Source organism: Streptomyces globosus, from assembly GCF_003325375.1.
Lineage (GTDB): Bacteria > Actinomycetota > Actinomycetes > Streptomycetales > Streptomycetaceae > Streptomyces > Streptomyces globosus_A.
The window spans coordinates 197716-220765 of the sequence record NZ_CP030864.1 but is presented as its reverse complement, the minus strand read 5'-3'; the positions used below and the strand labels follow the sequence as shown (position 1 = coordinate 220765).

The 23050-nt window shown below is 75.4% G+C and carries 21 protein-coding genes; 5 read left to right on the top strand and 16 right to left on the bottom strand.

All coding sequences use genetic code 11. From position 1 onward, the window contains the following. Positions 1-151: 151 nt before the first annotated feature. From C0216_RS31915 to C0216_RS31895, 5 genes are all read right to left on the bottom strand, one after another. The gene (locus C0216_RS31915) at positions 152-1108 is read right to left on the bottom strand and encodes an aromatase/cyclase (RefSeq protein ID WP_114059259.1); all 957 of its coding nucleotides are present in this window, start codon (positions 1106-1108) and stop codon (positions 152-154) included. Between the two features lie 127 nt (positions 1109-1235). Continuing rightward, on the bottom strand, positions 1236-2249 hold the full coding sequence (locus tag C0216_RS31910; RefSeq protein WP_342777161.1) for an aromatase/cyclase: 1014 nt from the start codon (positions 2247-2249) through the stop codon (positions 1236-1238). 26 nt (positions 2250-2275) lie between these two features. Continuing rightward, positions 2276-3103 (bottom strand): 3-oxoacyl-ACP reductase FabG, encoded by an 828-nt coding sequence (fabG, locus tag C0216_RS31905; RefSeq protein ID WP_114059258.1) that lies wholly within the window; start codon positions 3101-3103, stop codon positions 2276-2278. Further along, positions 3100-4965 carry an FAD-dependent oxidoreductase gene (locus C0216_RS31900; RefSeq protein WP_114059257.1) on the bottom strand — a complete coding sequence of 622 codons (1866 nt, stop codon included), beginning with the start codon at positions 4963-4965 and terminating at the stop codon, positions 3100-3102. The genes fabG and C0216_RS31900 overlap by 4 nt, the downstream gene beginning before the upstream one ends. Before the next feature lie 35 nt (positions 4966-5000). After that, positions 5001-6671 (bottom strand): class I adenylate-forming enzyme family protein, encoded by a 1671-nt coding sequence (locus tag C0216_RS31895; protein WP_114059256.1) that lies wholly within the window; start codon positions 6669-6671, stop codon positions 5001-5003. 140 nt (positions 6672-6811) lie between these two features. Between C0216_RS31895 and C0216_RS31890 the strand changes: the two genes are divergently transcribed. Continuing rightward, positions 6812-7279 carry a nuclear transport factor 2 family protein gene (locus C0216_RS31890; RefSeq protein ID WP_114059255.1) on the top strand — a complete coding sequence of 156 codons (468 nt, stop codon included), beginning with the start codon at positions 6812-6814 and terminating at the stop codon, positions 7277-7279. A gap of 145 nt (positions 7280-7424) precedes the next feature. Here the strand turns inward: C0216_RS31890 and C0216_RS31885 are convergent, their stop codons facing one another. The 5 genes from C0216_RS31885 to C0216_RS31865 all read right to left on the bottom strand — a co-directional run bounded on the left by C0216_RS31885 (position 7425) and on the right by C0216_RS31865 (position 12116). Beyond that, positions 7425-7688, bottom strand: a complete 264-nt coding sequence (locus C0216_RS31885; RefSeq protein WP_114059254.1) for an acyl carrier protein — start codon at positions 7686-7688, stop codon at positions 7425-7427. A gap of 73 nt (positions 7689-7761) precedes the next feature. Next, positions 7762-9042: a ketosynthase chain-length factor gene (locus C0216_RS31880; protein WP_114059253.1), complete on the bottom strand. Its 1281-nt coding sequence runs from the start codon at positions 9040-9042 to the stop codon at positions 7762-7764. A gap of 3 nt (positions 9043-9045) precedes the next feature. Continuing rightward, positions 9046-10311 carry a beta-ketoacyl-[acyl-carrier-protein] synthase family protein gene (locus C0216_RS31875; RefSeq protein WP_114059252.1) on the bottom strand — a complete coding sequence of 422 codons (1266 nt, stop codon included), beginning with the start codon at positions 10309-10311 and terminating at the stop codon, positions 9046-9048. Next, positions 10308-11114 carry a thioesterase II family protein gene (locus tag C0216_RS31870; protein ID WP_114059251.1) on the bottom strand — a complete coding sequence of 269 codons (807 nt, stop codon included), beginning with the start codon at positions 11112-11114 and terminating at the stop codon, positions 10308-10310. Before C0216_RS31870 ends, C0216_RS31875 begins: the two co-directional genes overlap by 4 nt. Before the next feature lie 180 nt (positions 11115-11294). Then, entirely contained in the window at positions 11295-12116 is an 822-nt protein-coding gene (locus C0216_RS31865; protein WP_114059486.1) for an AfsR/SARP family transcriptional regulator, read from the bottom strand. A gap of 207 nt (positions 12117-12323) precedes the next feature. Here C0216_RS31865 and C0216_RS31860 point away from each other — a divergent pair, with 207 nt between their 5' ends. Further along, entirely contained in the window at positions 12324-13433 is a 1110-nt protein-coding gene (locus C0216_RS31860) for an AfsR/SARP family transcriptional regulator (protein WP_246043056.1), read from the top strand. 232 nt (positions 13434-13665) lie between these two features. Here the strand turns inward: C0216_RS31860 and C0216_RS31855 are convergent, their stop codons facing one another. From C0216_RS31855 to C0216_RS31835, 5 genes are all read right to left on the bottom strand, one after another. After that, entirely contained in the window at positions 13666-15537 is a 1872-nt protein-coding gene (locus C0216_RS31855; RefSeq protein ID WP_114059250.1) for a beta-ketoacyl synthase N-terminal-like domain-containing protein, read from the bottom strand. 16 nt (positions 15538-15553) lie between these two features. Continuing rightward, on the bottom strand, positions 15554-16273 hold the full coding sequence (locus tag C0216_RS31850; protein ID WP_162793365.1) for an acyl carrier protein: 720 nt from the start codon (positions 16271-16273) through the stop codon (positions 15554-15556). Further along, positions 16270-16965 (bottom strand): ScbR family autoregulator-binding transcription factor, encoded by a 696-nt coding sequence (locus tag C0216_RS31845; RefSeq protein WP_162793364.1) that lies wholly within the window; start codon positions 16963-16965, stop codon positions 16270-16272. Before C0216_RS31845 ends, C0216_RS31850 begins: the two co-directional genes overlap by 4 nt. 151 nt (positions 16966-17116) lie before the next feature. Further along, entirely contained in the window at positions 17117-17998 is an 882-nt protein-coding gene (locus tag C0216_RS31840; protein WP_114059247.1) for an AfsR/SARP family transcriptional regulator, read from the bottom strand. A 232-nt stretch (positions 17999-18230) separates the two neighbouring features. Then, on the bottom strand, positions 18231-18854 hold the full coding sequence (locus tag C0216_RS31835) for a ScbR family autoregulator-binding transcription factor (protein ID WP_114059246.1): 624 nt from the start codon (positions 18852-18854) through the stop codon (positions 18231-18233). A gap of 462 nt (positions 18855-19316) precedes the next feature. On the opposite strand from C0216_RS31835, the gene C0216_RS31830 reads away from it, so the two are divergent. Then, positions 19317-20318: a ScbA/BarX family gamma-butyrolactone biosynthesis protein gene (locus tag C0216_RS31830; RefSeq protein WP_114059245.1), complete on the top strand. Its 1002-nt coding sequence runs from the start codon at positions 19317-19319 to the stop codon at positions 20316-20318. Between the two features lie 135 nt (positions 20319-20453). Here the strand turns inward: C0216_RS31830 and C0216_RS31825 are convergent, their stop codons facing one another. After that, a complete protein-coding gene (locus C0216_RS31825; protein ID WP_114059244.1) occupies positions 20454-21299 on the bottom strand; it encodes an NAD(P)H-binding protein in 846 nt (281 codons plus the stop codon). 137 nt (positions 21300-21436) lie between these two features. Between C0216_RS31825 and C0216_RS31820 the strand changes: the two genes are divergently transcribed. After that, positions 21437-22114 carry a ScbR family autoregulator-binding transcription factor gene (locus tag C0216_RS31820; protein WP_114059243.1) on the top strand — a complete coding sequence of 226 codons (678 nt, stop codon included), beginning with the start codon at positions 21437-21439 and terminating at the stop codon, positions 22112-22114. 289 nt (positions 22115-22403) lie between these two features. Next, the gene (locus C0216_RS31815; RefSeq protein WP_114059242.1) at positions 22404-22757 is read left to right on the top strand and encodes a hypothetical protein; all 354 of its coding nucleotides are present in this window, start codon (positions 22404-22406) and stop codon (positions 22755-22757) included. Positions 22758-23050 lie beyond the last annotated feature (293 nt).

The following is a 23050-nucleotide window of genomic DNA, read 5'->3' as shown; positions in this document are numbered from 1 at the left end:
TGTGGCAGCAGGGGCAGCGGGGGCGGCGGGGGCAGCGGGGGCGGCGGGGGCAGCGGGGGCGGCGGGGGCAGCGGTGGCGGCGGTGGCAGCGGTGGCAGCGGGGCCGTGACAGTGGCGGCAGCGGCCGAGGGGGGGGCGCCCTGGCCCTCCGCTACAGCATCCGCACCGCCGTCTCCGCGTGCTGCTTCGCCAGGGCCAGCGTCGCCGTGCTGTTGCGGCCCAGCGCCTCGCGGACGTACGCGCGTGCCTGTGCCGGCGTCGTGCCGGTGCCCAGTACGCGCTCCACCGCCTCCTCGCGCAGCAGGACGCTGTGCTGCGAGACCGCGGTGACGCCCGTCTCGTCCGGGATGACCGACCACTCCCCCGTGTGCGCGGCCATCAGCGCGGGCGTGGCCGTCTGCTTGTAGACGATGCGGCCGGCGTGCGGGAAGCAGACCCGTACCGACTCCGTGGTGTGCACCGAGCCGTCCGCGGTCAGGGTGTCCATCGCCATCAGCTGCACCCCCGGCTCGTCCTCCCTGACGTCGAGCCGGGAGACGTGCGGCAGCAGCCGCGGCCAGTCGGCGACGTCGTACAGGAAGGCGTAGACGAGGTCCGCGGGGCCGTCGACGCGGACGGAGTCCTCGAAGGTGAGGAGCAGGTCGTCCAGGCGGCTCCACTGCTCGGCGGTCTCCTTCAGCTGCGCGAGCTCCGCGCGGCTGTTGGTGTCGGTGGCCCGCCGGACCCATGCGGCGTCCGCGGCCCGGTCCCCGTCGACGGTGAAGTCGTGTTCGAGGAGCAGGCGGCAGCGGCCCGGCCCGCGCGGCTCGACCGTCCAGCTGCCGCCCATGGCCGTGGTGGGGGCCGCGGGCAGCTCGTGCCGGAAGTCGATGCGGTGCCGGGTGGCGTCGAGGGTTCGGCGGGAGAGCCAGGACCGGACGGTTCCGTTCGCCGTGGCCCACATGTGGAACCGGTCGTGGACGCCGTCGAAGTCCAGGCGCTCCACGTGAATGCTCGCGGGGACGAACAACGGCCACTGGGTCGTGTCCGCCACCAGCCCGTAGACCACGCCGGCCGGCGCGGCGACGTCCATGGTGTAGGACGCGCGGTGCACTCGCTGGACAGCCATCACACACCTCTCTCACGCTTGATGCAGAGTCTGTCGGCATCCGCTGGAGCCCCCGTGGAGCCGTCTTGGAGCCGCAGGCCGCCGGCCGCCAGGCCCTGCGCGGCTACGCCGCCCGGCCGTTGCGCGGTTAGGCCGCCCGCACGGCTGGCTCCGCCGCGCGGGCCGCCGCCGCGCGCGCCGCGGCCTCCGCGTCCCGTTTCGCGTGCGTCATCGTCACCGTGCTGTTGCGGCCCAGCGCGTCGCGTACGTAGCGCCGGGCCGCCGCCAGGTCGGCGGTCGGGCCCAGGACCCGTGTCACGGCGTCCGGCCGCAGGACGACGCCGTGGCGGGAGGTCACCGTCGAGCCGTGGGCGTCGCCGGCGACCGTCCAGGCGCCGGTGTGCGCGGACATGAGGGCCGGCGGCCGGGTCTGCTTGTAGACGATGCGGCCCTCCTCGGGGAAGCACACCCGCACCGACTCGGTGGTGTGCGACGAACCGTCCGCGGTCAGCGTGTCCATCGCGAGCAGCTGCACCCCGGGGAGGGCCGGGTCCTCGGTGAGGTCGAGGCGCGCGACGTGCGGCAGCAGTACGGGCCACCGGTCGGCCCGCTCCAGGAAGGCGTACACCCGCTCCGGCGGGGCCTCCACGCGGACGGTGTCCTCGAAGGTCATCACGAGCTGGTCCATCAGCGCCCACCCGCCGGCGATGCGGGCGAGGCTGTCGAGTTCGGCGCGGCTGTTGGCGTCGGTGGCGCGCTCGACCCAGGCGATGTCCTCGGGGCTGTCGCCGCTGACCCGGAAGTCGTGCAGCAGCGTCAGCCGGCACCGGTCGCCGCCCAGCGGCTCCACCTCCCACGTGCCGGTCATCTCGCTCAGCGGCGGCGCGGCGGCGTCCTGCCGGAACTCGATGCGGCGGTTCCCGGCGTCGAGGACGCGGCGCGAGGTCCACGTCTTGACCTGGCCGTTGGCGGTGGCCCACATCCGCAGGTGCTCGTGCGTCCCGTCGTGGGCGAGGCGGTCCACGTGCACGTTGGGCGGGAAGAGCAGCGGCCACTGCACGGGGTCGGCGATGAGCCCGTAGACGACGCCTGCCGGCGCGTCGACCTCGATGTCGTGCACCGTGCGGTGCATCTCCCCCACTGCGCCGGCGATCTTCGTCACGGTCCCTGCCGCCCCTCTTTCCGCCATCAGAAGTTCCCCAGTCCGCCGCAGACGTTGAGCGCCTGCGCCGTCACCGATGCCGCCAGGTCCGTGGTCAGGTAGCCGACCATCGCCGCGACCTCGTCGGGTGTCGCGTACCGGCCGAGCGGGATCTTCGCCTCGAACTGCTCCTGCACGTCCTCGACGGTCGTCCCCCACGCCGCCGCGTACCCGGCGCGCACCCGCTCCGCCATGGGCGTCTCGACGTACCCGGGGCAGACGGCGTTCACGGTGACCCCCGTCGGCGCGAGCTCCTTGCCGAGGGCCTTGGTGAAGCCGACGACGGCGTGCTTGGAGGCCGAGTAGGGCGCGCCGAGCAGGACGCCCTGCTTGCCGGCCGTGGAGGCGATGTTGATGATCCGGCCGTTCGCGGCGTCCGCGAGGCCGCCGTTGCGCAGCACCTCCCGCGTCAGCAGGAAGACGCCGTTCAGGTTGGTGTCGATGACGTCGTACCAGAGCTCGTCGCTGATCCCGGCGGTCGGCCCGCCGCCGCTGCGTCCCGCGTTGTTGACGAGGACGCCGATCGGTCCGAACCGCGCGACGCAGGCCGCGACGAGCGCGGCGACCGACTCGCCGGAGCGGACGTCGGCGGCGGTGCCGTCGACGTCGAGTCCTTCGGCTCGCAGTTCGGCGACGGTCTGCTCGACGGCCTCGGCGGTACGGGCGCACAGGAAGACGCGGTGGCCGCGCCGGCCGAGGTCGCGGGCCACGGCGAGGCCGATGCCGCTCGTGCCGCCGGTGACCAGGGCGACCGGCCGGCGGGACTCCCGCGCCGGTGCCGGTGCCGGTGCCGATGCCGGTGTCGGTGCTGTCATCGCTGTCCCTCCAGGACTCGTGGTGTGGACTCGACCGTGTCGCGGACCGCTGGAGATCCGCCGGACACCTGCTGGAGGGCCTGCCGGCGCTGCTGCTCCGCCTGCGCCTCGGCCCGTGCCTCCGCCCGCGCCTCGGCGTACGGGCGCAGCTCGTGGACCTCGGCGAGCCGGCCCAGCGGGGCGAGCGCCCGCTCCAGGGCCTGCCAGCCGAGGACGGGCCCGCCGGCGGCGACGTACCCGTCGGGCCGGATGAGGAGCCAGCCGCCCGGTGCGAGGGCGAGGGTGCGGCGCAGCAGGCCGTCGGGGTCGGGCAGCGGGTCGGGGCCGCGGCCGGCGGTGTCGCCGACGGTGCGTACGGAGAGCCAGTCGGCGTGTTCGGCGGCGGTGGCGCGGGCGACGCGGAGGGCTTCGCCGGGTCCGGCGGCGGCCCACAGCAGGGTCCAGCGGGGGTCGCGGAGTTCGGCGGTGAGGGCCTGGGCGCCGGGGGCGTCGGGGTGCCGGGCGGCGGCGGCCGCGGCGCGGGTCCCGGCGGGCAGGCCGGGCCCGGTGACGGGGGTGGACAGGGGGCTGTCGGGGTAGGCGAGGCGGAGCCCGGACATGCCGCCGAGGACCTTGCGCTGGATGGCCCGGCGCAGTGGGGTGATGTTGCGGACGAAGGTGAAGACGACGGGCAGGGCGACGCCGGCGAGCCGGTTCTTGAACTGGACGAGGAAGGTGGCCTTGCGGGTGGAGCCGAGCAGCGCCCGCCCGACGGGGACGCGCTCCATGCCGTACGTGGCCAGCAGCTCGGGTCCGGCCTGCCCGCGGTCGGCCATGGCGAGCTTCCAGCCGAGGTTGTACGCCTCCTGGATGCCGGTGTTCATGCCCTGCCCGGAGGCGGGGCTGTGGACGTGGGCGGCGTCGCCGGCGACGAAGCAGCGGCCTTCCCGCATACGGGGGACCATGCGCTGCTGGAAGGTGAAGACGGAGCTCCAGGCGGGTTCGCCGACGGTGACGGGGCGGCCGAGGCCGGCGCTGAGCTTGCGGGAGAAGCGTGCGGCGACGTCCGCCGGGTCGTAGGCGTCGCCGGGGCGGCGTACGGGTGCGGTGTCGAGCAGCCGCCACCGCCCGGCCTCCTGGTAGGGGACCATCATCAGGGCCTGGCCGCCGGTGTGCGCCCAGTAGATGGTGTCGGGCGGGAGGTCGGTCTCGACGGCGGCGTCGGCGAGCTCCCAGGTGTCGCGGGATTCGCCGATCAGGGGGAGGCCGAGCTGTTTGCGGACGGTGCTGTGGCCGCCGTCGCAGCCGACGAGCCAGGGGACCTCGTACTCCTCGCGGGTGCCGTCGGCGTGTTCGAGGGTGGCGCGGACGGCGGTGTCGTCCTGGTCGAGGGCGGTGAGGCGGACGCCCCATTCGACGGTGACGCCGAGCCGGGCGACGGCCTCGCGCAGCAGCTCCTCGGTGCGGGTCTGCTCGATGACGAGGCTGTACGGGTGCCGGGTCGGCATCGTCTCGTAGTCGGCTTCGAGGCGGACGAGGCGCCGGCCGGAGGCGTACATGGTGAAGGCCTGGTTGCGGCGGCCGGCGGCGAGGAAGGCGTCGGCCAGGCCCATCTGGTCGAACGTCTCCAGGGTGCGGGGGTGGACGGCGACGGCGCGGCTGGTGGCGGCGGGGCCGGGCGCGGCGTCGACGAGCCGTACGGGCAGGCCGCGGCGGGCGAGTTCGTGGGCGGCGGTGAGGCCGACGGGGCCCGCGCCGACGACGAGGATTCGGGCGGCCCGGCCGGCGGGCGGCTCGGCGGGCGTGCCGGTGGCGGCCCGCAGGGCGGTGGTGTGCCGCGGGGCGGTGGTGTGCGGCGGGGGCGTGGTGGTCCGGGTCCGCATGGCGGTGGCTCCTTGTGTCTGGCGGTTCGGGCGGGTCACAGGACGGCCTCGGCGGCGTCCGGGGCGGCAACGGCGGCGGCCCCGGCGGCCCCGGGCGCCCCGGCGGCCGCTTCGGCGGCGGCGCGGGCCCGGATGTCCTTGCGGAGGGCGGCGCGCTCGGGCTTGCCGGCGTGGTTGCGGGGGACGGCGTCGAGGATGTCGACGCGGCGGATCTGCTCGAAGCCGGCGAGGCGCTCGTTGGCGCCCTCCACGACCGCGTCGGCGAGGTCGAGGCGGCGGGCGGCGGGCGCGGCCGCGTCGCGCAGGACGAGCCCGAGCCAGACGACGGCCCCGTGGACGGGGTCGGGCCAGCCTGCGGCGACGCAGTCGGCGACGCGCGGGTCGGCGGCGACGATCCGCTCGACGGCGGTCGGCGAGACGAGTTCGTTGTCGTACTTGAAGACGTCGCCGAGGCGGTCCACGAGGAACAGCGAGCCGTCCTCGGTGCGGTAGCCGACGTCCCCGGTGGAGAACCACCCGTCGGGGGCGAGGGCGGGGCAGGGCCGGTCCAGGTAGCCGGCCGTCACCTGCGGCCCGCGGACCTGCACCTCGCCGGTGGCGTACACGTCGAGCGGGGTCCGCGTCTCCAGGTGGACGATGCGGAACTCGGTGCCCGGTACGGCCTTCCCGACGGAGCCCGGCTTCGGGTCGTGCGGGTCCTGGCAGTGCGAGAGCGGCGACAGCTCGGCCATCCCGTACCCCTGGACGACGGGCACGCCGAGCCGCTCCTCCAGGGCGCGGGCGGCGCTCGGCGCGAGCGCGCTCCCCCCGGACAGGACGGCGGTCAGGCTCGTCCCTGCCGGGAAGGGGCCGGCGAGCCGGTCGTCGGCGGCGAGGGCGTGCAGGCGGGCGGGGAGCCCGTAGTAGTGCGTGGCGGACACCTCGGCGGCCAGCGCGAGCGAGGCGACCGGGTCGGGGTCGGGGCACAGCACCTGGAAGGAGCCGGCGAAGACCGCCGAGTTGAGGTGCATCACGTGGTACAGGGGGAGGTGGTTGAGGGTGACGGAGTCGCTGCCGAGCCGGTGCGCGGCGGCGATCTGTGCGGCGTTCGCGACGAGGTTGCGGTGGCTGAGGCGGACGCCCTTGGGGCGGCCGGTGGTGCCGGTGGTGAACTGGATGCATGCGTCGGCGTCGAGGTCGGCCCGCCCCGGCGGCAGGCAGGCCCGCTCGGCGGCCGAGTCCAGGACGGCGGCCAGCGGCAGGGCGTCGCCGGGGACGACCCCGTCCGGCGCGTCGGTCACGACGACGGTGCGCAGCGCGGGCAGCCGGTCGGCGAGTTTCAGCAGCGTCTCGGCGGTCGCGGTGGGCACGAAGGCGATCTCGACGGCGGCGGCGGTGCACACGTGCAGCAGGCCCGCCTCCTTGAGCAGCGGGTTGACCAGCACGGCCGTGTTGCCGCTGCGCACGGCCCCGTAGTAGGCGGCGGCGAAGCCGGCGTCGAGGGTGTTGGCGACGCCGATGCGGGCGCCGCGGCGGCCGCAGGCCTCCTCCAGCCAGGCGGCGATCCGGTCGGTGCGGGCGTCGAGTTCGGCGAACGTGGCGGTCCCGGCCCCGCCGGCGCGCCCGCGGCCGCGGCCCGCGCGGATCGCCCAGCCGGCGGGGTCCCGGACGGCTGCGCGGCGCAGCAGGCCGTCCAAGGGGAGTTGCGGGTACACGAGTGTCGGCATGGTGCGTCCTCCTGCTGGCTCCCGATGGGGCGGTCGCGGCTGCGGCACGCTCACCACCCTGGGGAGGAGTGCTTGAGGAGGCTTCGAAGGGTGCTCGACCTGGGCCGCAAAGACTGTGGTGACCCAACGGAGGGAATCCCATGAGCACCCGCACCGAATCCGGCATTCGTGCCGAATCAGCGCTGCCTGCGGCCGAATTCGGCCCGCTGTACGCGCAGGTCCAGCAGTTCTACGCCCGCCAGATGCAGCTGTTCGACTCGTTCGAGGCGGAGGGCTGGGCGGCGACGTTCACCGCGGACGCGGTCTTCGACGTGCCGACGCTGCCGGAGCCCGTACGGGGCCGGGCCGGCCTGGTGGCGAACGTACGGCGCAACCGGCAGGCGGAGGAGGCGACCGGGGACCGGCTGCGGCACTGGATCGGCATGCTGGACGTCCGCCCCGCCCCGGACGGCACGCTCCGCACCCGCGCGTACGCCCAGGTCCACCTGACGCCGCGGGGCGGGGAACCGCGGCTGTACCGGATGTGCGTGATGGAGGACACCCTGGTCCGCGCGGATTCGGGCTGGCAGGTCTCCCGCCGCCTGGTGACCCGCGACGACCTCCGCTGACCGGGCGGGGCGGATGCCCGGCGGGCGGCCGTCGTACGGTGAAGAGCCGCCGCCGGACCGGGCCGGGTGGACACCCGGCGGTCCGGCGGCGGCTCTCGCGCCCGTCGTCGTCTCGGTACGGGGGCGCCGGAGGCGGCGCCGGCGGTCAGACGGGGGCCCGCTCCGAGAGGACCCGGTTGACCATGTCCAGGTAGCGGCGGGGCGTGTCGGCCTCGTCGAAGTCCTCGCCGTCGAGGACGATGCCGAACTCCCGCTCGATGTAGCCGGTGGTCTGGAGCACGGCGAGGGAGTCGTAGCCGAGCTCGAACCAGTACTGGTCGAGGACGTCGCCGTCGAGGTCGACGCCCTCCTCCTCTCCGGCGCACTCCCGCAGGATGCGGGTCAGACTGCTGAGCTCCAGGCGGTTCATGCAACACCTCTGTTCAGTGGGCGAGGGGGTGTGGGGACGGGCTTGACGACGTACGAAGGGGCGGCCGGGGGGTTCAGGCCGCCGGGGCGCGGACGACGACGGCCGAGTTGAAGCCGCCGCGCCCGCGGGCCAGGACCAGCGCCGTGCGCAGCCGCAGCCCGGTGCGGGGGGCGCCCGTGACGAGGTCGACGGGGCAGTCGTCGGCGGGGGCGGAGGTTCCGGTGGTCGGCGGGACGACCTGCTCGTGCAGCGCCATCAGCGCGGCGGCGAGGTCGAGGGCGGATCCGCCGGCGGCGAGCCGCCCCGTCATCGACTTCGGGGCGGTGACGGGCACGGCCCGCGGCCCGAACAGCTCCGCGAGGGCCTCGGCTTCGCGGCGGTCGGCGGTGCGTTCGCCGGCGGCGTCGGCGAAGACGACGTCCACGTCGCCGGGTCCGATGCCGGCGTCGGCGAGTGCGGCCTCGGCCGCGGCGCCCAGCCGGCAGCCGCTGCTCACGGCACCGCCCGAAGCGCCGCCGGCAGGCCCGCCGGCGGACCCGCTGCCAGGCCCGTCGAACGCGGCCCCGTGCCCGGCGATCACCCCGTAGGCGCGCGCCCCGCGCTCCCGCGCCCGCGCGGCGTCCTCCAGGACCAGGTGCGCCCCGCCCTCACCGACCACGTACCCGCTCGCGTCCCGGTCGAACGGCAGATAGGCGCGCGCCGGGTCGGGCTCGGTGCTCAGCCCGCCGCCCGCGAGGTGCGCGGCCCACCCCCACGGGCACAGCGAGGAGTCGATGCCGCCGGTGATGACGAGGTGGGCGCCCTTGCGGATCTGCCGCCGGGCGTGCGCAGTCGCGTCCAGGCCTCCGGCCTGCTCGGTGACGATGACGCCGCTGGCGCCGCGCAGCCCGTGCCGGATGGAGATCTGGCCGCTGTTGACGGCGTAGAACCAGGCGAAGGACTGGTAGGCGCTGACGTGCCGGCCGCCGCGGCTCCACAGCGCCTCCAGCTCGCGCTGCCCGAACTCGAACCCGCCGGCGGAGTTGGCGGTGACGACGCCGGCCGCGTAGTCGGGCAGGTCGGCGGGGTCGGCGCCGGCGTCGTCGAGGGCCTCCTTGGCGGCGGCGAGCGACAGGCGGGTGACCCGGTCGGTCTGCTGGAGGAGCCGGCTCGGGACGTGCTCCTCGTCGACGAACCCGGGGACCTCGCCCGCAAGCCGCACCGGGTAGGGGGAGGCGTCGAAGCGGGTCAGCGGGCGGATGCCGCTCTCGCCGCGGAGTACGGCGGCCCACCAGGCCTTCAGGCCGAGGCCGTTGGGGGCGGCGACGCCGATCCCGGTGACGGCGGGGGCGGTGGCGGTGGCTGCGGTGCTCATCGGTCAGTCCTCGGCCTTCGGGGTGAGTCCGGGGTCGGTCAGGATCATCGCGCTCTGGAAGCCGCCGAAGCCGCTGCCGACGGTCAGGACGGCGTCGGTGCGCCGCGAGCGGGCGGTGAGCGGGGTGTAGTCGAGGTCGCAGGCGGGGTCCGGCTCGTGCAGGTTCGCCGTCGGCGGGACGGTGTCGTGCTCGATGGCGAGGGCGCAGGCGGCGACCTCCAGCGCGCCGATGGCGCCGAGGGAGTGGCCGATCATCGACTTGATGGAGCTGACGGGCACCTCGTACGCGTGCTGTCCGAGGGCCCGTTTGAAGGCCTCGGTCTCGTGCTTGTCGTTCTGCTTGGTGCCGGAGCCGTGCGCGTTGACGTAGTCGATCCGGTCGGGCGCGAGGCGCGCCTCGTCGAGGGCGGCGGTGATGGCGGCAGCCATCTCGACGCCGTCGGGGCGCAGCCCGGTCATGTGGTACGCGTTGCTGCGCGAGGCGAAACCGGCGATCTCGGCGTAGATGTGTGCGCCGCGGCGGCGGGCGTGCCCGTACTCCTCCAGGACGAGGACGGCGCAGCCTTCGCCGAGGACGAAGCCGTTGCGGGTGGCGTCGAAGGGGCGGGAGGCGGTCGCCGGGTCGTCGTTGCGGGTGGAGGTGGCGCGGATCGCGTCGAAGCAGGCCGCGGTGATCGGCGTGATGGGCGCTTCGGTCGCGCCGGCGAGCATGACGTCGGCGCTGCCCTCGCGGACGAGGTCGACGGCGTGCCCGATCGCGTCGAGGCCGGAGGTGCATCCGGTGGAGACGAGCGCGACGGGCCCCTGGGCGCCGGCGGCGCGGGCCACTTCGGCGGCCATGGAGCTGGGCACGAGGTAGTCGTGCAGGTGGGCGACGGCCTTGGTGTGGTCGACGAGGCGGCGCGTGCCGCGCTCGCTGACGACGCCGTACTCGGCGTCGAGCCCGGTGGTGCAGCCGAGGGCACTGCCGAGGGTGACGCCGGTGCGGACGGGGTCGGCGGCGGCGCCCGCGTCGGCGAGGGCCTCGCGGGCGGCGGTGAGGGCGAACTGGGCGGCGCGGTCGAGGCGGGTGCGCTCCTCGGCGGTGAAGCCGTGGGCGACGGGGTCGAAGTCGGCCTCGGCGGCGACGCGGGAGCGGAAGGAGGTGGCGTCGAAGAGGCTGATCGCGCGGGTGGCGGTGCGGCCCTCGGTGAGCAGGGACCAGAACTCCCGGGTGCCGGGCCGGCCGGGGGCGACGACTCCGATGCCGGTGATGACGACGCGCCTCATCGCGTCCCTCCCTGTTCCCGATCCTGCTGCTGTCGCTGCGCTTCCTGCTGATGTTGCTGTTGCTGTTGCCGTTGCTGTTGCAGCTGCTGTGCGCGGCTGCGCCGGACGATGCGGGCGGCCCGGCCGAGGAGCCGCGGCAGCTCGCGGTCGCGGACGAAGAAGTGGCCGCCGGGCAGGGTCCGCTGCACGAAGCGGCCGGTGGTCCAGTCCCCCCACGCGGCGAGCGCGCCGGCGTCGGCGAGGCGGTCGTCGGCGCCGCCCACGGCGAGCAGCGGTACGTCGACGGGGCCGTCGGCGGCGGCGCGCAGGGCCAGGGCGAGGCGCAGGTCGTCGCGGAGGACGGGCATGACGTGCCGGTGCCACACGTCGCCGGGCCGGGTGTCGGGCGGCGCGGCACCGTACCGGTCGAGGACGGCGAGGAGTTCGGCGTCGGGCAGTTCGGCGGCGGCCGCGAGCACGGCGGGCGTGCCGGGCGGCGGGCAGGCGCCGACGGCGAGCAGCGCGGGCTGCGGCAGCCCGGTCTGCCGGAGGGCGCGGGCGACGGTGTAGGCGATGGTCGCGCCGAGGCTGTGCCCGTACAGGACGTACGGGACACCGGGCTCGTCGGCGATGTGCTCGAACAGCGGTCCCAGGTCGGCGAGGAGCGCCTCGCGGGTGGTGACGCGCGGCTCGCGGCGGCGCCGGTCGCGGCCGGGCAGCGGCCAGGCGACGGTGTCGACGCCGCTGCCCGTGCTCCGGCTCCAGCGCCGGAACGCGGAGTCCCCGGCCCCTGCGTGCGCGAAGCAGTGCAGTCGTACCGCCATCTCCACCCTCCCCGTTCCGCGATGTCGTCCCGACCCTCGCGGAAGCCGCTGGAGACCTGCTCGAACCCCGCTGCGCGCCTGCTGGACCGCCACCGCGCGCGGCCCGGCGCGGCGGGCACGGCAGGAACGGCAGGAGCGGGGCGGCAGCGGCTTTCGGCAGCGGCAGCGGGCGCCGGGCCGCTAGGCGGCGTACAGGTCGAACGTGGACACCCGGCGCGGTCCCGCGACCACGTCGAGGGCCGGGTCGACGGTCAGCATCGCCTGGTGCAGCCGCTGCAGCTGCGGCGACGGCTCCACACCCAGCTCGTCGATCAGCCGGGCGCGCAGCCTGCGGTAGACGTCGAGCCCGGTGGCCTGGCGGCCCGAGCGGTACAGCGCGACCATCGCCTGCGAGTGCAGGCCCTCGTGCTGCGGGTGCCGGGCGATCAGCTCGGCGAGTTCGGCGAGGAGTTCGGTGTGCCGGCCGAGCCGCAGGTCGGCGTCGATGCGCCGCTCGACGGTGACGAGGCGGCTCTCCTCCAGCCGCATGACCTCGATCTCCAGGATCGGGCCGACCCGCACGTCGACGAGGGCCGGGCCCTGCCATATGGCGAGGGCCTTGCGCAGCATGTCGGCGGCCTGCTCGTCGTCGCCCGCCTCGAAGGCGCTCTGGCCGCCCGAGACGAGCGTCTCGTACTCGTGGACGTCCACGGACTGCGGCTGCACCTGGAGCAGGTACCCGCCGTGCCGGGTCGCGAGGACGTCCTTGGCGCTGCCCGGCGTGCCGGGGCCCATGGCGGTGCCCAGCCGCCTGCGCAGCTGGAGGATGTACGTCTGGAGGGTCGTGAGCGCGCTCTGGGGCAGGTTCGTTCCCCAGATCTCCTCCATCAGGGTGGGTACGGGCATCACGCGGCCCGGGTACAGGGCGAGCAGCGCCAGGATCTGCCGCGGCTTGCCGGCCGTCGGAACAATCGACGCCCCGTTGACTTCGGCACTCAACGGACCCAGAACCTGAATCTTCATGGATTCCTCCGCCTGTTTGTCGAGTCCCATCGATTTTCAGACTCCGAACGGGAACGGTAGCCCGGCCCCGGACAATGTCCCGGAATTCTTGAGCGGGCGTCGAGCGGGCCTCCGACGGCGGCGCTTGCAGCGCCTGTTCGAGCTGCTAGATTTCGAACCGGGGTCGGTTTTTGCGCGCATCCCACCGGATCTCCGGGAGGAGGCAGCATGGAATTCGGCGCGTACAGCGGCAGCGGGGTGGAGTTCCGCATCCTGGGCCCGGTGGAGGTCCACGACGGCCGGACCGGGGCCCGGGTCGTGCCGTCGGGCCCGAAGCAGCGGGCGCTGCTCGCCGCGCTGGTCGTGCGGGCCGGGGAGGTGCTGGCCGCGGACCGGCTCATCGACGAGCTGTGGGGCGGCCACCCTCCGGCGTCCGCCGCGAACGCCCTGCAGGCGCACGTGGCGCGGCTGCGCCGGCTGCTGCCGCAGGGCCCGGCCGGCCCGGACGGCGGCGAGGCGGAGTGGATCAGCACGCACCCGCTGGGCTACCTGCTGCAGCCGGGCGGCGCGTCGAGCGACGCGCAGCGCTTCCAGCTGCTGTCCGCGGAGGGCCGCGCGCTCCTCGCCGGGGAACCGGACCGGGCGGCGGGCCTGCTGCGGTCGGCGCTCGCGCTGTGGCGGGGTCCGGCTCTGGACGGCGGGGCGCGCGGGGCGATCTGCGCGGGCGAGGCGGACCGGCTGGAGGAGCTGCGGCTGACGACGCTGGAGACGCTGTACGAGGCGCGGCTGCGCTGCGGCCGGCACGCCGACTCGGTGCGGGAGCTGGAGCGGCTGACGGCCCGCCACCCGCTGCGGGAGCGGTTCTACGACCTGCTGATGCTGGCCCTGTACCGGTGCGGCCGGCAGGGCGAGGCGCTCGGCGTGTACGAGCGCGCCCGCCGTCGGCTGGTGGACGGGCTCGGCGTGGAGCCGGGGCCGGCGCTGCACGGCCGGATGGAGGAGATCCTGCGGCACGCCCCCTCCCTGGCGGCCCCGGGGCCGGCCGCGGCGGCGTACGCGGGCCCGGGCCAGGCGGCGGACCAGGCGGCGGACGCGGAGGCGGAGCTGCCGGCGCTGCGGCGGGAGATCGCACTGCTGGGCGACCGGATCGCCGTACTGGGCCGGCAGCAGCAGGTCCTGTTGCGGCGGCTCCAGGAGCTGTCCGGTGCGACGGCCCGCCCGAGCCTGCCACGGCTGGTTCCGGATGACGGCCCGCGGGCCTCGGAGGCGCTTGCCGATCCGACGTGGGGGCTTTCCCCGGCGGTCAATTCCGACAGGGCTCCGGCGCCCTTCGGATAACCGTGCGGTATTTTCCGTCCGATTCTCGACCGGGAGGCTGCCCGGCGAGTGGGCCGCGGTCCTCCGCAGCGTTTTCCGGTTCGGCCGCCGGAAAAAGACCGGACGATGCCCGGAAGGCCCGCGGAAGGCGACTCGAGGACGGTTCGCAGAGAAGTTACGGGAAAAGCAGGGCGCGGCCGGGCCGGTCTGCCGCCCCGCGGCGGGCGTGCGGCACGGCCCATGTCCGCGTGCGCTACCGGGCGGGGCCGCCGCCGAGCCAGTGGGTGCTGCGCAGGAACGCCGACGGCGGCAGCGGGACGACCGCCGCCCCGGCCCCGGACCGGCCCTGCTCCAGCACGGCCCAGTCCACGTCGACGCCGGCCAGCCACAGGTCGCGGAGCTGGTCCAGGCGGCGGCCCGCCCACAGGGCGGCGAGGTAGGCGCGGGTCTCGGGCACGGCGCCCAGGCGCAGCGGGTCGGCGCCGCCGTGGCGGAGGTCGGTCGCGTCCTGCGGGGCGAGGCCGGCGAGCTGTCGGGCCAGCCGCTCGGTGTCGGTGGCGAGCACGGCGTACCGGCAGGGCATGGGCGCACGGCCGGTGCGGAGGCTGCGGGCGACGGCCGCCAGCCCGGGCGCGGGGCCCGGGGCGGCGAGGAAGCCGGCCAACCGGTGTGCCGTGGCGGCCAGATGGGCCGGGGTGGGCCCGGAGAGCAGCACCAGTTCGGCCTCCTCCGCGCCCGGTTCCCCGGCCCGCTCGCCGGCCCGCTCCCCGGCCCGGACCCGTACGGTCCCGGCGGCTTGCGGCGGCGGTGCGGCCCGCCCGGGGGCGTACGCCTCCAGGACCGCGTACGCCTCCACGCCGCCCGCACCCCGTACGCGGACCGCGGCGCGCTCCGGGCCCGCCGTGCGGGCCGGATCGACCGTGCCGGCCGGATCCGCGTCCTCGGCCGGGGGCCGGCCGGGCCGGGGCAGCGGTGTGCCGTGGCGCAGTCGGAGCACGGCGCGGGCGAGCACGGCCACGCCGGTGGCGGCCCCGGCGTCGCCGACGGCGGCGGCCACCGAGGCGGCGTCCTCCACAGGCGGCGGCGCGGCCGCACCGGGGCCGCTCTCGCGGAGGGCGGCCCGGACGAGCCGCTCCGCGGGCGCCCCGGCCGCGTCCGGTCCGGCGGGGACGTACCCGACGGCGCTGCCGCGGACGAGGCAGTGCACGGTGTCCCCGTCGGCGAGGGCCCGTTCGAGGGGTTTCAGCACGACGGCGCCGACGGCCTCGCCCGCTCCGGAAGGCCGGCCGGAGGGGTGCAGCAGCAGCCGTACGCCGCCGACGAGGGCCGCCCGGCACTCCCCGCGGCGCAGCGCGGCCAGCGCGTGATGGAGGGCGACCAGGACGGAGGACTCTGCGGTGTCGAGGGTGAGGCTGGGGCCGGTCAGGTGCAGCAGCGCGGACACGCGGTTGGCGAGGTTCCAGGTGTCGGGGCGGGGCAGCGGGCCGCCGCCGCCCGGCTCGCCGTCCGCGGCGGCGGCAGCGGCGGCGGCAGCGGCGGCGAGCAGGGCGTATTCACCGCTGCCGGCGCCCGCGTACACGCCGACGCTGCGGGGTGTGCCGTCGTCGGTGCGCAGGGCGTCGAGGCGGCTTCCGGTGCAGCCGGCGTCTTCCAGCGCCTCCCAGGCGGTCTCGAGGAAGAGCCGTTCCTGCGGGTCGGCGAGCGCGGCGTCGGCGGGGTCGATGCCGAAGAACTCGGCGTCGAAGTCCTGTACGGCGTCCAGGTAGTGGCCGGTGCCGGTGGCTGCCCGGCCGGGCGGCGGGGCGGAGGCGGTGGAGTGCCCGCGGCGCAGCTGCCGCCACACGGCGGCGGTGTCGGGGGCCTGCGGCTGGCGGAGGGCCATGCCGACGACGGCGACCGGCGCGGCGGCAGCGGCCTCCTCGCGGCGCGGCACGGGGGCCGCACCGGGCGGCGGCGCGACCGGGCCAGCCGGGGCGGCCGGGCAGGCCGGGACAACCGGGGCGGCAGAAGCGGCAGGAGGGGCGACCGGCGCGGGCGCCGGGACGGCTCCGGCGAGCAGGGCCATGGCCTGTCCGCGGTCCAGTGTCCCGTCGCGGAACCGGGTCAGGATCTCCCTCTCGTCCATCCGGACGCGACTTCTGCTAGCCGTGCCGCGACAGCAGGACGAGGGCTTCGTCCACGGTGAGCCGGTCGTCGCGCACGGCGTCGAGCAGGACGTCGAGCTCGCGCGCGCCGGGGGCAGCGGGTGGGCGCGGCGCGGTCCGCAGGAGTCCGGCGACGTGCTCGGACAGGGCGGCCAGGTCGGGGTGGTCGTAGAGGACGACCGCGCGTTCCCGCAGGCCGAAGGTGCGGTTGAGGGTGGCGACGAACTCGGCGCCGAGGACGGAGTCCACGTTGAGGCCGGTGAAGTCGGCGGCGGGGCCGATCTCCCACACGTCGCAGCCGAGGACGGCGGCGAGCTGTTCGCGCAGCACCTCGGCGATCTCTCCGGCGGGCGGGGATGCCGGCGGGCCTGATTCCGCGGCGGCAGGCGGCGCCTGCGCCGGGCGGCGGCCGGGGCGGGGGCGGGGGGCGGCGGTCCGGTGCAGTTCCGCGGCCACCTGCGCGGCGAACGACTCCGGGGTGGGGTGGTCGTAGAGGTCGGTCGGGAGGATGGCCGTGCCGTGGCGGGCGTTGACGACCGCGACGAGTTCGACGGTCAGCAGGGAGTCCATGCCGAGGGACCGGAAGGTCTGCCGCGGGTCGATCCGGGCGGCGTCGATTCGCAGGACGTCGCCGAGGACGCCGACGACGTCGGCCAGGACCTCGGCGGGCGGGGGTGCGGGTGCGGCTTCGGGGAGCGGGTGTTCACCGGTCGTCATCGGCGGCACTCCAGGGGTTCGGCGGTACCGGGGCGGCGCGGCGCCGCCACGGGCGCGGGCGGCCCGGCCGGCTCCTCCCCGGGCGGGCGGAGGGCGTACGCGGCGGCGGCAGTGCCGGGGACGAGGCCGGGCAGCAGCAGCTCCCACATGGCGGCGACCCTGCTGCGCAGTTCGTCGTTCGGCATGCCGGCGGCGGCGAGGGCCTCGATACCGCAGGCGGCCGCGGCGACGAGCGACTCCGCGCTCTCCCAGCCGAGCCCCGGCCGCAGTTCGCCCGCATCGCGGGCCTGCCGCAGCAGCGTGCGGACGGCGCCGAGCCATGCCCGGTGGAAGTCCGCGGTCCCGGCGGGCCGGCCGGTGCACTCCTTGGTGATGCGGAAGCTCGCCGGGACGGCGGGGTCGTCGTGCAGGGCGCGGGCCAGCCAGTGCGTGGTGGTGACCAGCGCCTGCAGCGGGGAGGCCCCGGCGGCGCGCAGCTCGTGCACGGTCTCGCCGAGGAGGGCTGCACCGCGCTGCTGGACGGCTTCGGCGAGTTCGTCCTTGGAGCCGAAGTGGAAGTACAGGGCGCCCTTGGTGACGCCGGCGGTGCGGGCGATGTCGCCGAGCGTGGACTGCGCGTAGCCGTTGCGGTGGAACATCTCGGCGCCGGCCCGGACGAGCCGCCGGCGGGTGCGCTCCGACCTCTCCTGCACGGCTCCGCCTCCCCGGCCTGCGGCCCTGCCGCCGGCCCTGCCCGCGCCGCCCGCGGCCCCGGCCCTGCCTGCGGTCCCGGCCGCGGCCCTGCCTGCGGTCCCGGCCGCGGCGCCCGCGGCCCCGGCTGTGGTCCTGCGCGCGCCGGCCATGTCAGCCGACGCGCACGAGCCGCTCGCTGGCCGCCTTGGCGGCGCTGTCGAGCTGGTTCTCCGGGGCCGCCATCAGGATGGAGCGCTGCAGTCTGCGCAGGGCCGCGGAGGGTTCGATGCCCAGCTCCCGCACGAGGGTGGCGCGCAGCCGCTGGTAGACGTCGAGGGCTTCGCCGCGGCGGCCGGAGCGGTGCAGGGCCAGCATGAACTGGCCGTGCAGGTTCTCGTGGGTGCGGTAGCGGCTGACGAGGACGGTGAGCTCGGCGAGCAGCTCGCGGTGCCGGCCGAGGCGCATGTCGGCCTCGATGCGCTGGTCGAGGGCGCAGAGCCGGGTCTCCTCCAGCCGCCGCGTCTCCATGTCGAGCTGGACGCCGCCCTGGACGTCGGCGAAGGCCGGGCCGGACCACAGGGACAGCGCCTCGCGGAGCAGCCGGGCCGCGCCGGGGAAGTCGTCCGCGTCCATGGCGCGGTAGCCCATGCCGGCGAGGCGGTCGAACTCGCGGACGTCGCTGGTGCCGCCGCCGCTGTTGAGCAGGTAGCCGCCGGGCAGGGTGACGAGGACGTCCTTGGCGGTGCGCCGGCCTGCGGCCGCCGCGCCCTCCGCGGGGTGCCCGTCCGGGCCGGTCCCGGCGGACCGGGCGGCGGCCTCGTCGAGGGCTGCGGCGATGAGGGCCCGCAGCTGGAGGACGTATGTCTGGAGGGTGGTGCGGGCGCTGCGCGGCGGGGTGCCCGCCCACAGCTCCTCGATGAGGGCCGAGACCGGGACGACCTGGTCGGCATGGAGCGCGAGCAGCGCCAGAACCTGTCGCGGCTTGGGGGCGGTCGGCGTAATGGAGACGCCCTGTTCCCGAACCGCCAGTGTGCCCAGTACTTCGATGTCCACGCCGTACTCCCCTGGTTCGTGGATGAGCCGCACTCAGTAAAAAACAGGTCCGACGGTTTGTCAATACAAAACCGACCGTGCTGTTTTGATGCCCGGTCACCCTTGAGGCTCGCTCAACTTGCCTGTTCAGTAGGCGAGTTCACGCGTGTGTGACCAGGCGGCAACCTCGCGGACCACAGCCGCATCTCACCGGAATCATGTCGCGTCCCGCCTGAAACAGACCGGAGGGTCTCTACAGCGGGCGGGCTCCCGCGACCTCGATCCCCTTGACGGCCGCTTCCGGCACGAGGGCCGGAAGCAGCAGCCGCCAGAGCCCGGCGACCGCGGCGGCCGAGAGCCATTCCGCGTCGCGGGCGCCGAGGACCTCCAGGCCCGTGGTGGCCGCGGCCACGGCGGCCGCCGCGTCCCGCACCGCCACCCCGGCACGGAGCTCCCCGGCCGCCTCCGCGCCCCGTACGGCCTCCTCGACCCAGGCGCGCCAGTGCCCGCGCAGGTCGTGCCGGGGCGGGCGGGAGGACTCTCCGGCCAACTGGAAGCCGGCCCGGAGCACGGGGTCGGCGCGCAGGGCACCGGCAAGGCGGTGGGTCACGTCGACGAGATGCTGCACCCGGCCCGCGCCGGGCGCCGGGAGCGGCCCGCCGACCAGCTCCGCAAGGCGCGCGAGGGCGGCGGCCTCGACGGCGTCGGCCAGGACGGCCTTGCTCGCGAAGTGGAAGTGCAGGGCCCCGTTGCTCACCCCGGCCAGCGAGCTGATCGCGGCGAGCGAGGCGACCGAGTACCCCTCTCTGCCGAAGACCTCGGCTGCGGACCGGATCAGCGTTCCACGCGTGCGGACGGCGCGCTCCTGCTTGGTCATCGACTGCTCCGTCAGTGCCGGGGTGCCGTGCTCGCCGAAGACGGACCGGAGTCGTGCTCGGAAGCCGCGCACACGGAAGGGGGCAGGCCAGCGGCCCCAACTGACGACGACTCTAACAAACCGCCCAAGCGGTTTTTACAGCACGTCGACACGCAACCCGCCACAGGGGCGCAGTTCGGACACGCCCGGCCTCCCGTCACGGCACGGTTCGTTCGAGGCCCCCTCAAGGGCCACTCAGGGCCGACTCATGCCCCTCCCCCACCCCCACACCACAGCGACCAGCGGAAACGCCGGACGGGAGCCAACTCGCGGGCAAGGGGCGGGCAACACGGAGTCAACGCGTCCGCCAATTTCGGCATCGCGCTCCGACAGCCACTAGAAATTAAACCGGTTGGTATGTAGTTTTCCCGGCCAAGGGCAACCCGCACCCGACTCGCTCTCAAACGGACCCAGGGGGGATCGATGTCTGCGAGCACGTTCCAGGTTGAGCGCACCACGTTCGACGGAGACATGAGGGCGGCCTTCGCGGCTTTCGCCGCCCGGCCCGGCAGTTCCTTCTCCACACCGCTGACGACGACGGTCCCGAAGGAGCTGGTGCACCGCTCGGCCGTCGCCGAGGTGGTGCTCACCGACTGGGCCAGAGTGGACGACACGCACTTCGTGATGGCGGCCCAGTGGCCGCGCGGCCACAGCTTCTTCACCCCCGTCGCCGGCGGCCACCACGACCCGCTGATCGCCTGCGAGACCGTCCGCCAGATCGGGATCCTGCTGGGGCACGCCGAGTTCGGCGTGCCGTTCGGCCACCACTTCGCCATCCGGGACATCCACATCGACGTCGAGCCCCGGCACCTGCGGGTCGGCCTCGAACCCGCTGCACTGACGATCGACGTCACCTGCACCGAGGTCAACCGGCGCGGAACCGCTCTGTCAGGTCTGCGCTTCGAGGCGGTCCTGCACCGGGACGGCCACGTCGTCGCCACCGGCGGCGGCTCCTTCTCCTGCATGGCGCCCGCCGTCTACCGCCGGATCCGCAGCGGCCACACCCTCGACGGCGACTGGTACCGGCTGCCGCTGATCAGCCCGGCGGCCCCGCAGAGCGTGGGCCGCATGTCGCCCATGGACGTCGTGCTCTCCCCCACCGGCGAGCAGGACCTCTGGCGGCTGCGCGTGGACACGAGCCACCCCGTGCTGTTCGAGCACGCGGTGGACCACGTGCCGGGCATGGTCCTGCTGGAGGCCGCCCGCCAGGCCACGGCCGCCGCGCTCGGCCGCTCCTCCTACCTGCCCCTCGGCCTGGCCAGCGAGTTCACGAAGTACGCGGAGCTGGACACCCCCTGCATGATCGAGGCGGTGCGCGCCCCGCACACCGGCCCCGACGGCGAGGAGACCGTGGTGGTGACGGCCCGCCAGGCGGGCGAGGCCGTCTTCAGCTCCACGGTCAGGGCGGGCCGCCACGGGTCGTGACGGCCAGGCCGGGCCCCGGAGCGGCGCCGCGTACGCCACCACCCCCCACGCCCGCCGCCACCACCCCCCACGCCCGCCGCCACCCCCCGCTCGCCCGGCCACCCGCCGCCGCCCGGCCGGCCCGGCGCCGGGCCGTCACCCGCCGGCGAAGGCCGCCAGGTGGTCGGCCGCCCACCGGCGGAATGAGCCTGCAGGCCGCCCCAGCAGGCATGGAACCGCAGCGCCCACGGCGGCCTTCGCCCCGGCCCGCTGCCGCTCCGCGCTCTTCAGCAGCGCCTCGACGACCTCCGCGGGGTAGCGGGCGGCGAGCACGGCGCGCGCCTGCTCCGCACCCAGTTCCTCGAACCGCAGCGGCCGCCCCAGCAGCCCGGCGAGCATGGCCGTCTGCCCGGCGGCGGTGAGCGCTTCGGGACCGGTCAGCGTGTGCGCCCCGCCCGGCGGTATCAGCCCGGTGAGCGCCCGTACGGCCACCTCGGCGACGTCCCGGGGGTCGACGCAGGAGTTGGGCGAGCAGCCGTGGAGGGCCCGCACCACCCCCTGCTCGCGGACGGACCCGGCCCAGGAGAGCGCGTTCGACATGAAGGAGCGGGGGCGCAGCAGGGTCCAAGCCGTCCCGCAGGTGCGCAGCAGTTCCTCGTTGCGCCGCTGCCAGCGGGTGACGGCGTCGTCGGCGAGGGGGTCCTCGACCGCGGCGGCGGAGAGCTTGACGATGTGCCCCACCCCGGCGGACCGCGCGGCCTGCAGGAACCGGCCGTCGTCCTCCTCCACACGGCTGGTGACGAGGAAGACCGCGTCCGCGCCCTCCAAGGCGGCCGCCACGGAGCGCGGATCGCCGAAGTCGCCGTGGACGACCTCGGCGGCCGCGGGCGCTCCCACGACGCGTTCCGGCACCCGGGCCATCACGCGAACGCACACGTCGGAGGGGAGGAGGCGGAGCACTTCGCGGCCGATCGTGCCGCTGCCGCCGGTCACAAGGATCATGGGCGTCCCAACTTGACTGAAAGTTACACCTGTTAGTGGTGCAGGGTCCTCGGAGCCGTTACGCTTTGTAAAATACGAACTGGACGGTTTTTTCTGAGCCTTCATCGGTTCGCCCAACCCGAGGAGGAAGGTGTCACGTGGCTGAGCAGGTCCGTGCCATCCGCACACGCAAGACGATCCTCTCCGCAGCGGCCAAGATCTTCGAAGAGCGCGGCTACCAGGCGGCGACGATCTCCGAGATCCTCACCACCGCAGGGGTGACGAAGGGGGCACTGTACTTCCACTTCCAGTCGAAGGAAGACCTCGCGCAGGGAGTCCTCGCCGAACAGGACCAGCAGCTCTCCGTCCCGCCGCGGGCATCCAAGATGCAGGAGATCGTGGATGTGGTGATGCTGCACGCGCACCGCCTCCAGACCGACCCGATGGTGCGCGCCGGGGTCCGCCTGTCGATGGACCAGCTGGCCCAGGGCCTGGACCGCAGCGGCCCGTTCCTGCGGTGGGGCGAGGTCGGCCTGGAGCTGCTCCAGCGGGCGCAGGCGCAAGGCGAGCTGCTGCCGCACGTCGTGCCCTCCGAGACCGCCGACGTCATCGTCGGGTCCTTCGCGGGCATCCAGTCGATGTCGCAGGCAATCTGCGAGTACCAGGACCTGGTGGGCCGGGTGTCGGCGCTGATGCGCCACGTCCTGCCGAGCGTGGTCATCCCCTCCGTGCTGGCCGCGCTGGACCTGTCCGAGCACCGGGGCGCCGCCGTGTACGCGGAGGCCATGGAGAACCTCGCCGCCGCCCGTGAGGCCGCGCCCGCCGGCGCCGCCTGACGACCGCCGCCGCCGGGCCCGGGGCACGCCCGCCGCCCGGCCCGGCGCCGACGCGGCAGGCGCGGCCGCTCCGGCCGCCGCCTCCCAACTGCCGCTCCCGTGAACCTTCTTCGGGGCGGCGCGCGACAGCCCCGACCCCTCGGAATCCGGCCACTCCCGAGGGGCTTTGGTCACGTCCGGTTAACGTTCCACTCAAGGTTGAGGTGCTAGCGTCACCGTCAGGGGGCGGCCGCCGTGCCCCCGGTCCGCTGTTGCGTGCACCGATTCTTGCCGTGGGAGGAGCCGAACCGTGACACGATCCCGAACCGGCCGGTTCCTCTTGGCGACGCTGGCCGCCACCCTTCTGGCCCTGCTGTTGGCCCGCGGTGACGGGGTACCCGAGAGCCGCCCCGTGCCGGCGCTCGCCGTCGGCACGGAGAGCCCGCTGTGCGACGAGGCCGCGCCCGCGGCGAAATCCGCCCCGGGCCACTGCCGCAACGCCGTCCGCTCCGGGTCCACCGGCGTGGACCGGCCCGGCCGGAGCGGCGCCCGCCCAGCGGACGGAGCCAGGCCCGCGACCGCCGCCGACACCTCCGGCCCCTGCGTGCCGGCCGGCATGTCGGGGTCGAGACGCCTCGCAGCGATCCAGGCGTTCCGCTGCTGAACAGCGCCGCACACCGCGCCACAACGCCCGCCTCCGGCGGCCGACCCCACCCCGGTCCGCCGTACCTGCCGCCGCCGCGCGTGCCACCGTACGCCCGCACCCCGCGCCGTGGAGCCCCGTACGCCGGAACGCGTGCGGCCGCCCACCGTCCCGCGCTGCCTCCGCACGCCCATCGGCACGGCACTCCGACGCGCTCGGAACGCAGCCTACCTGCCACCCGTACCGACGTTTTTCGGACTCATTCCATCCTCTAGCACCCCTTGAGTCACTCCTTACTCACGTCACAGCACACG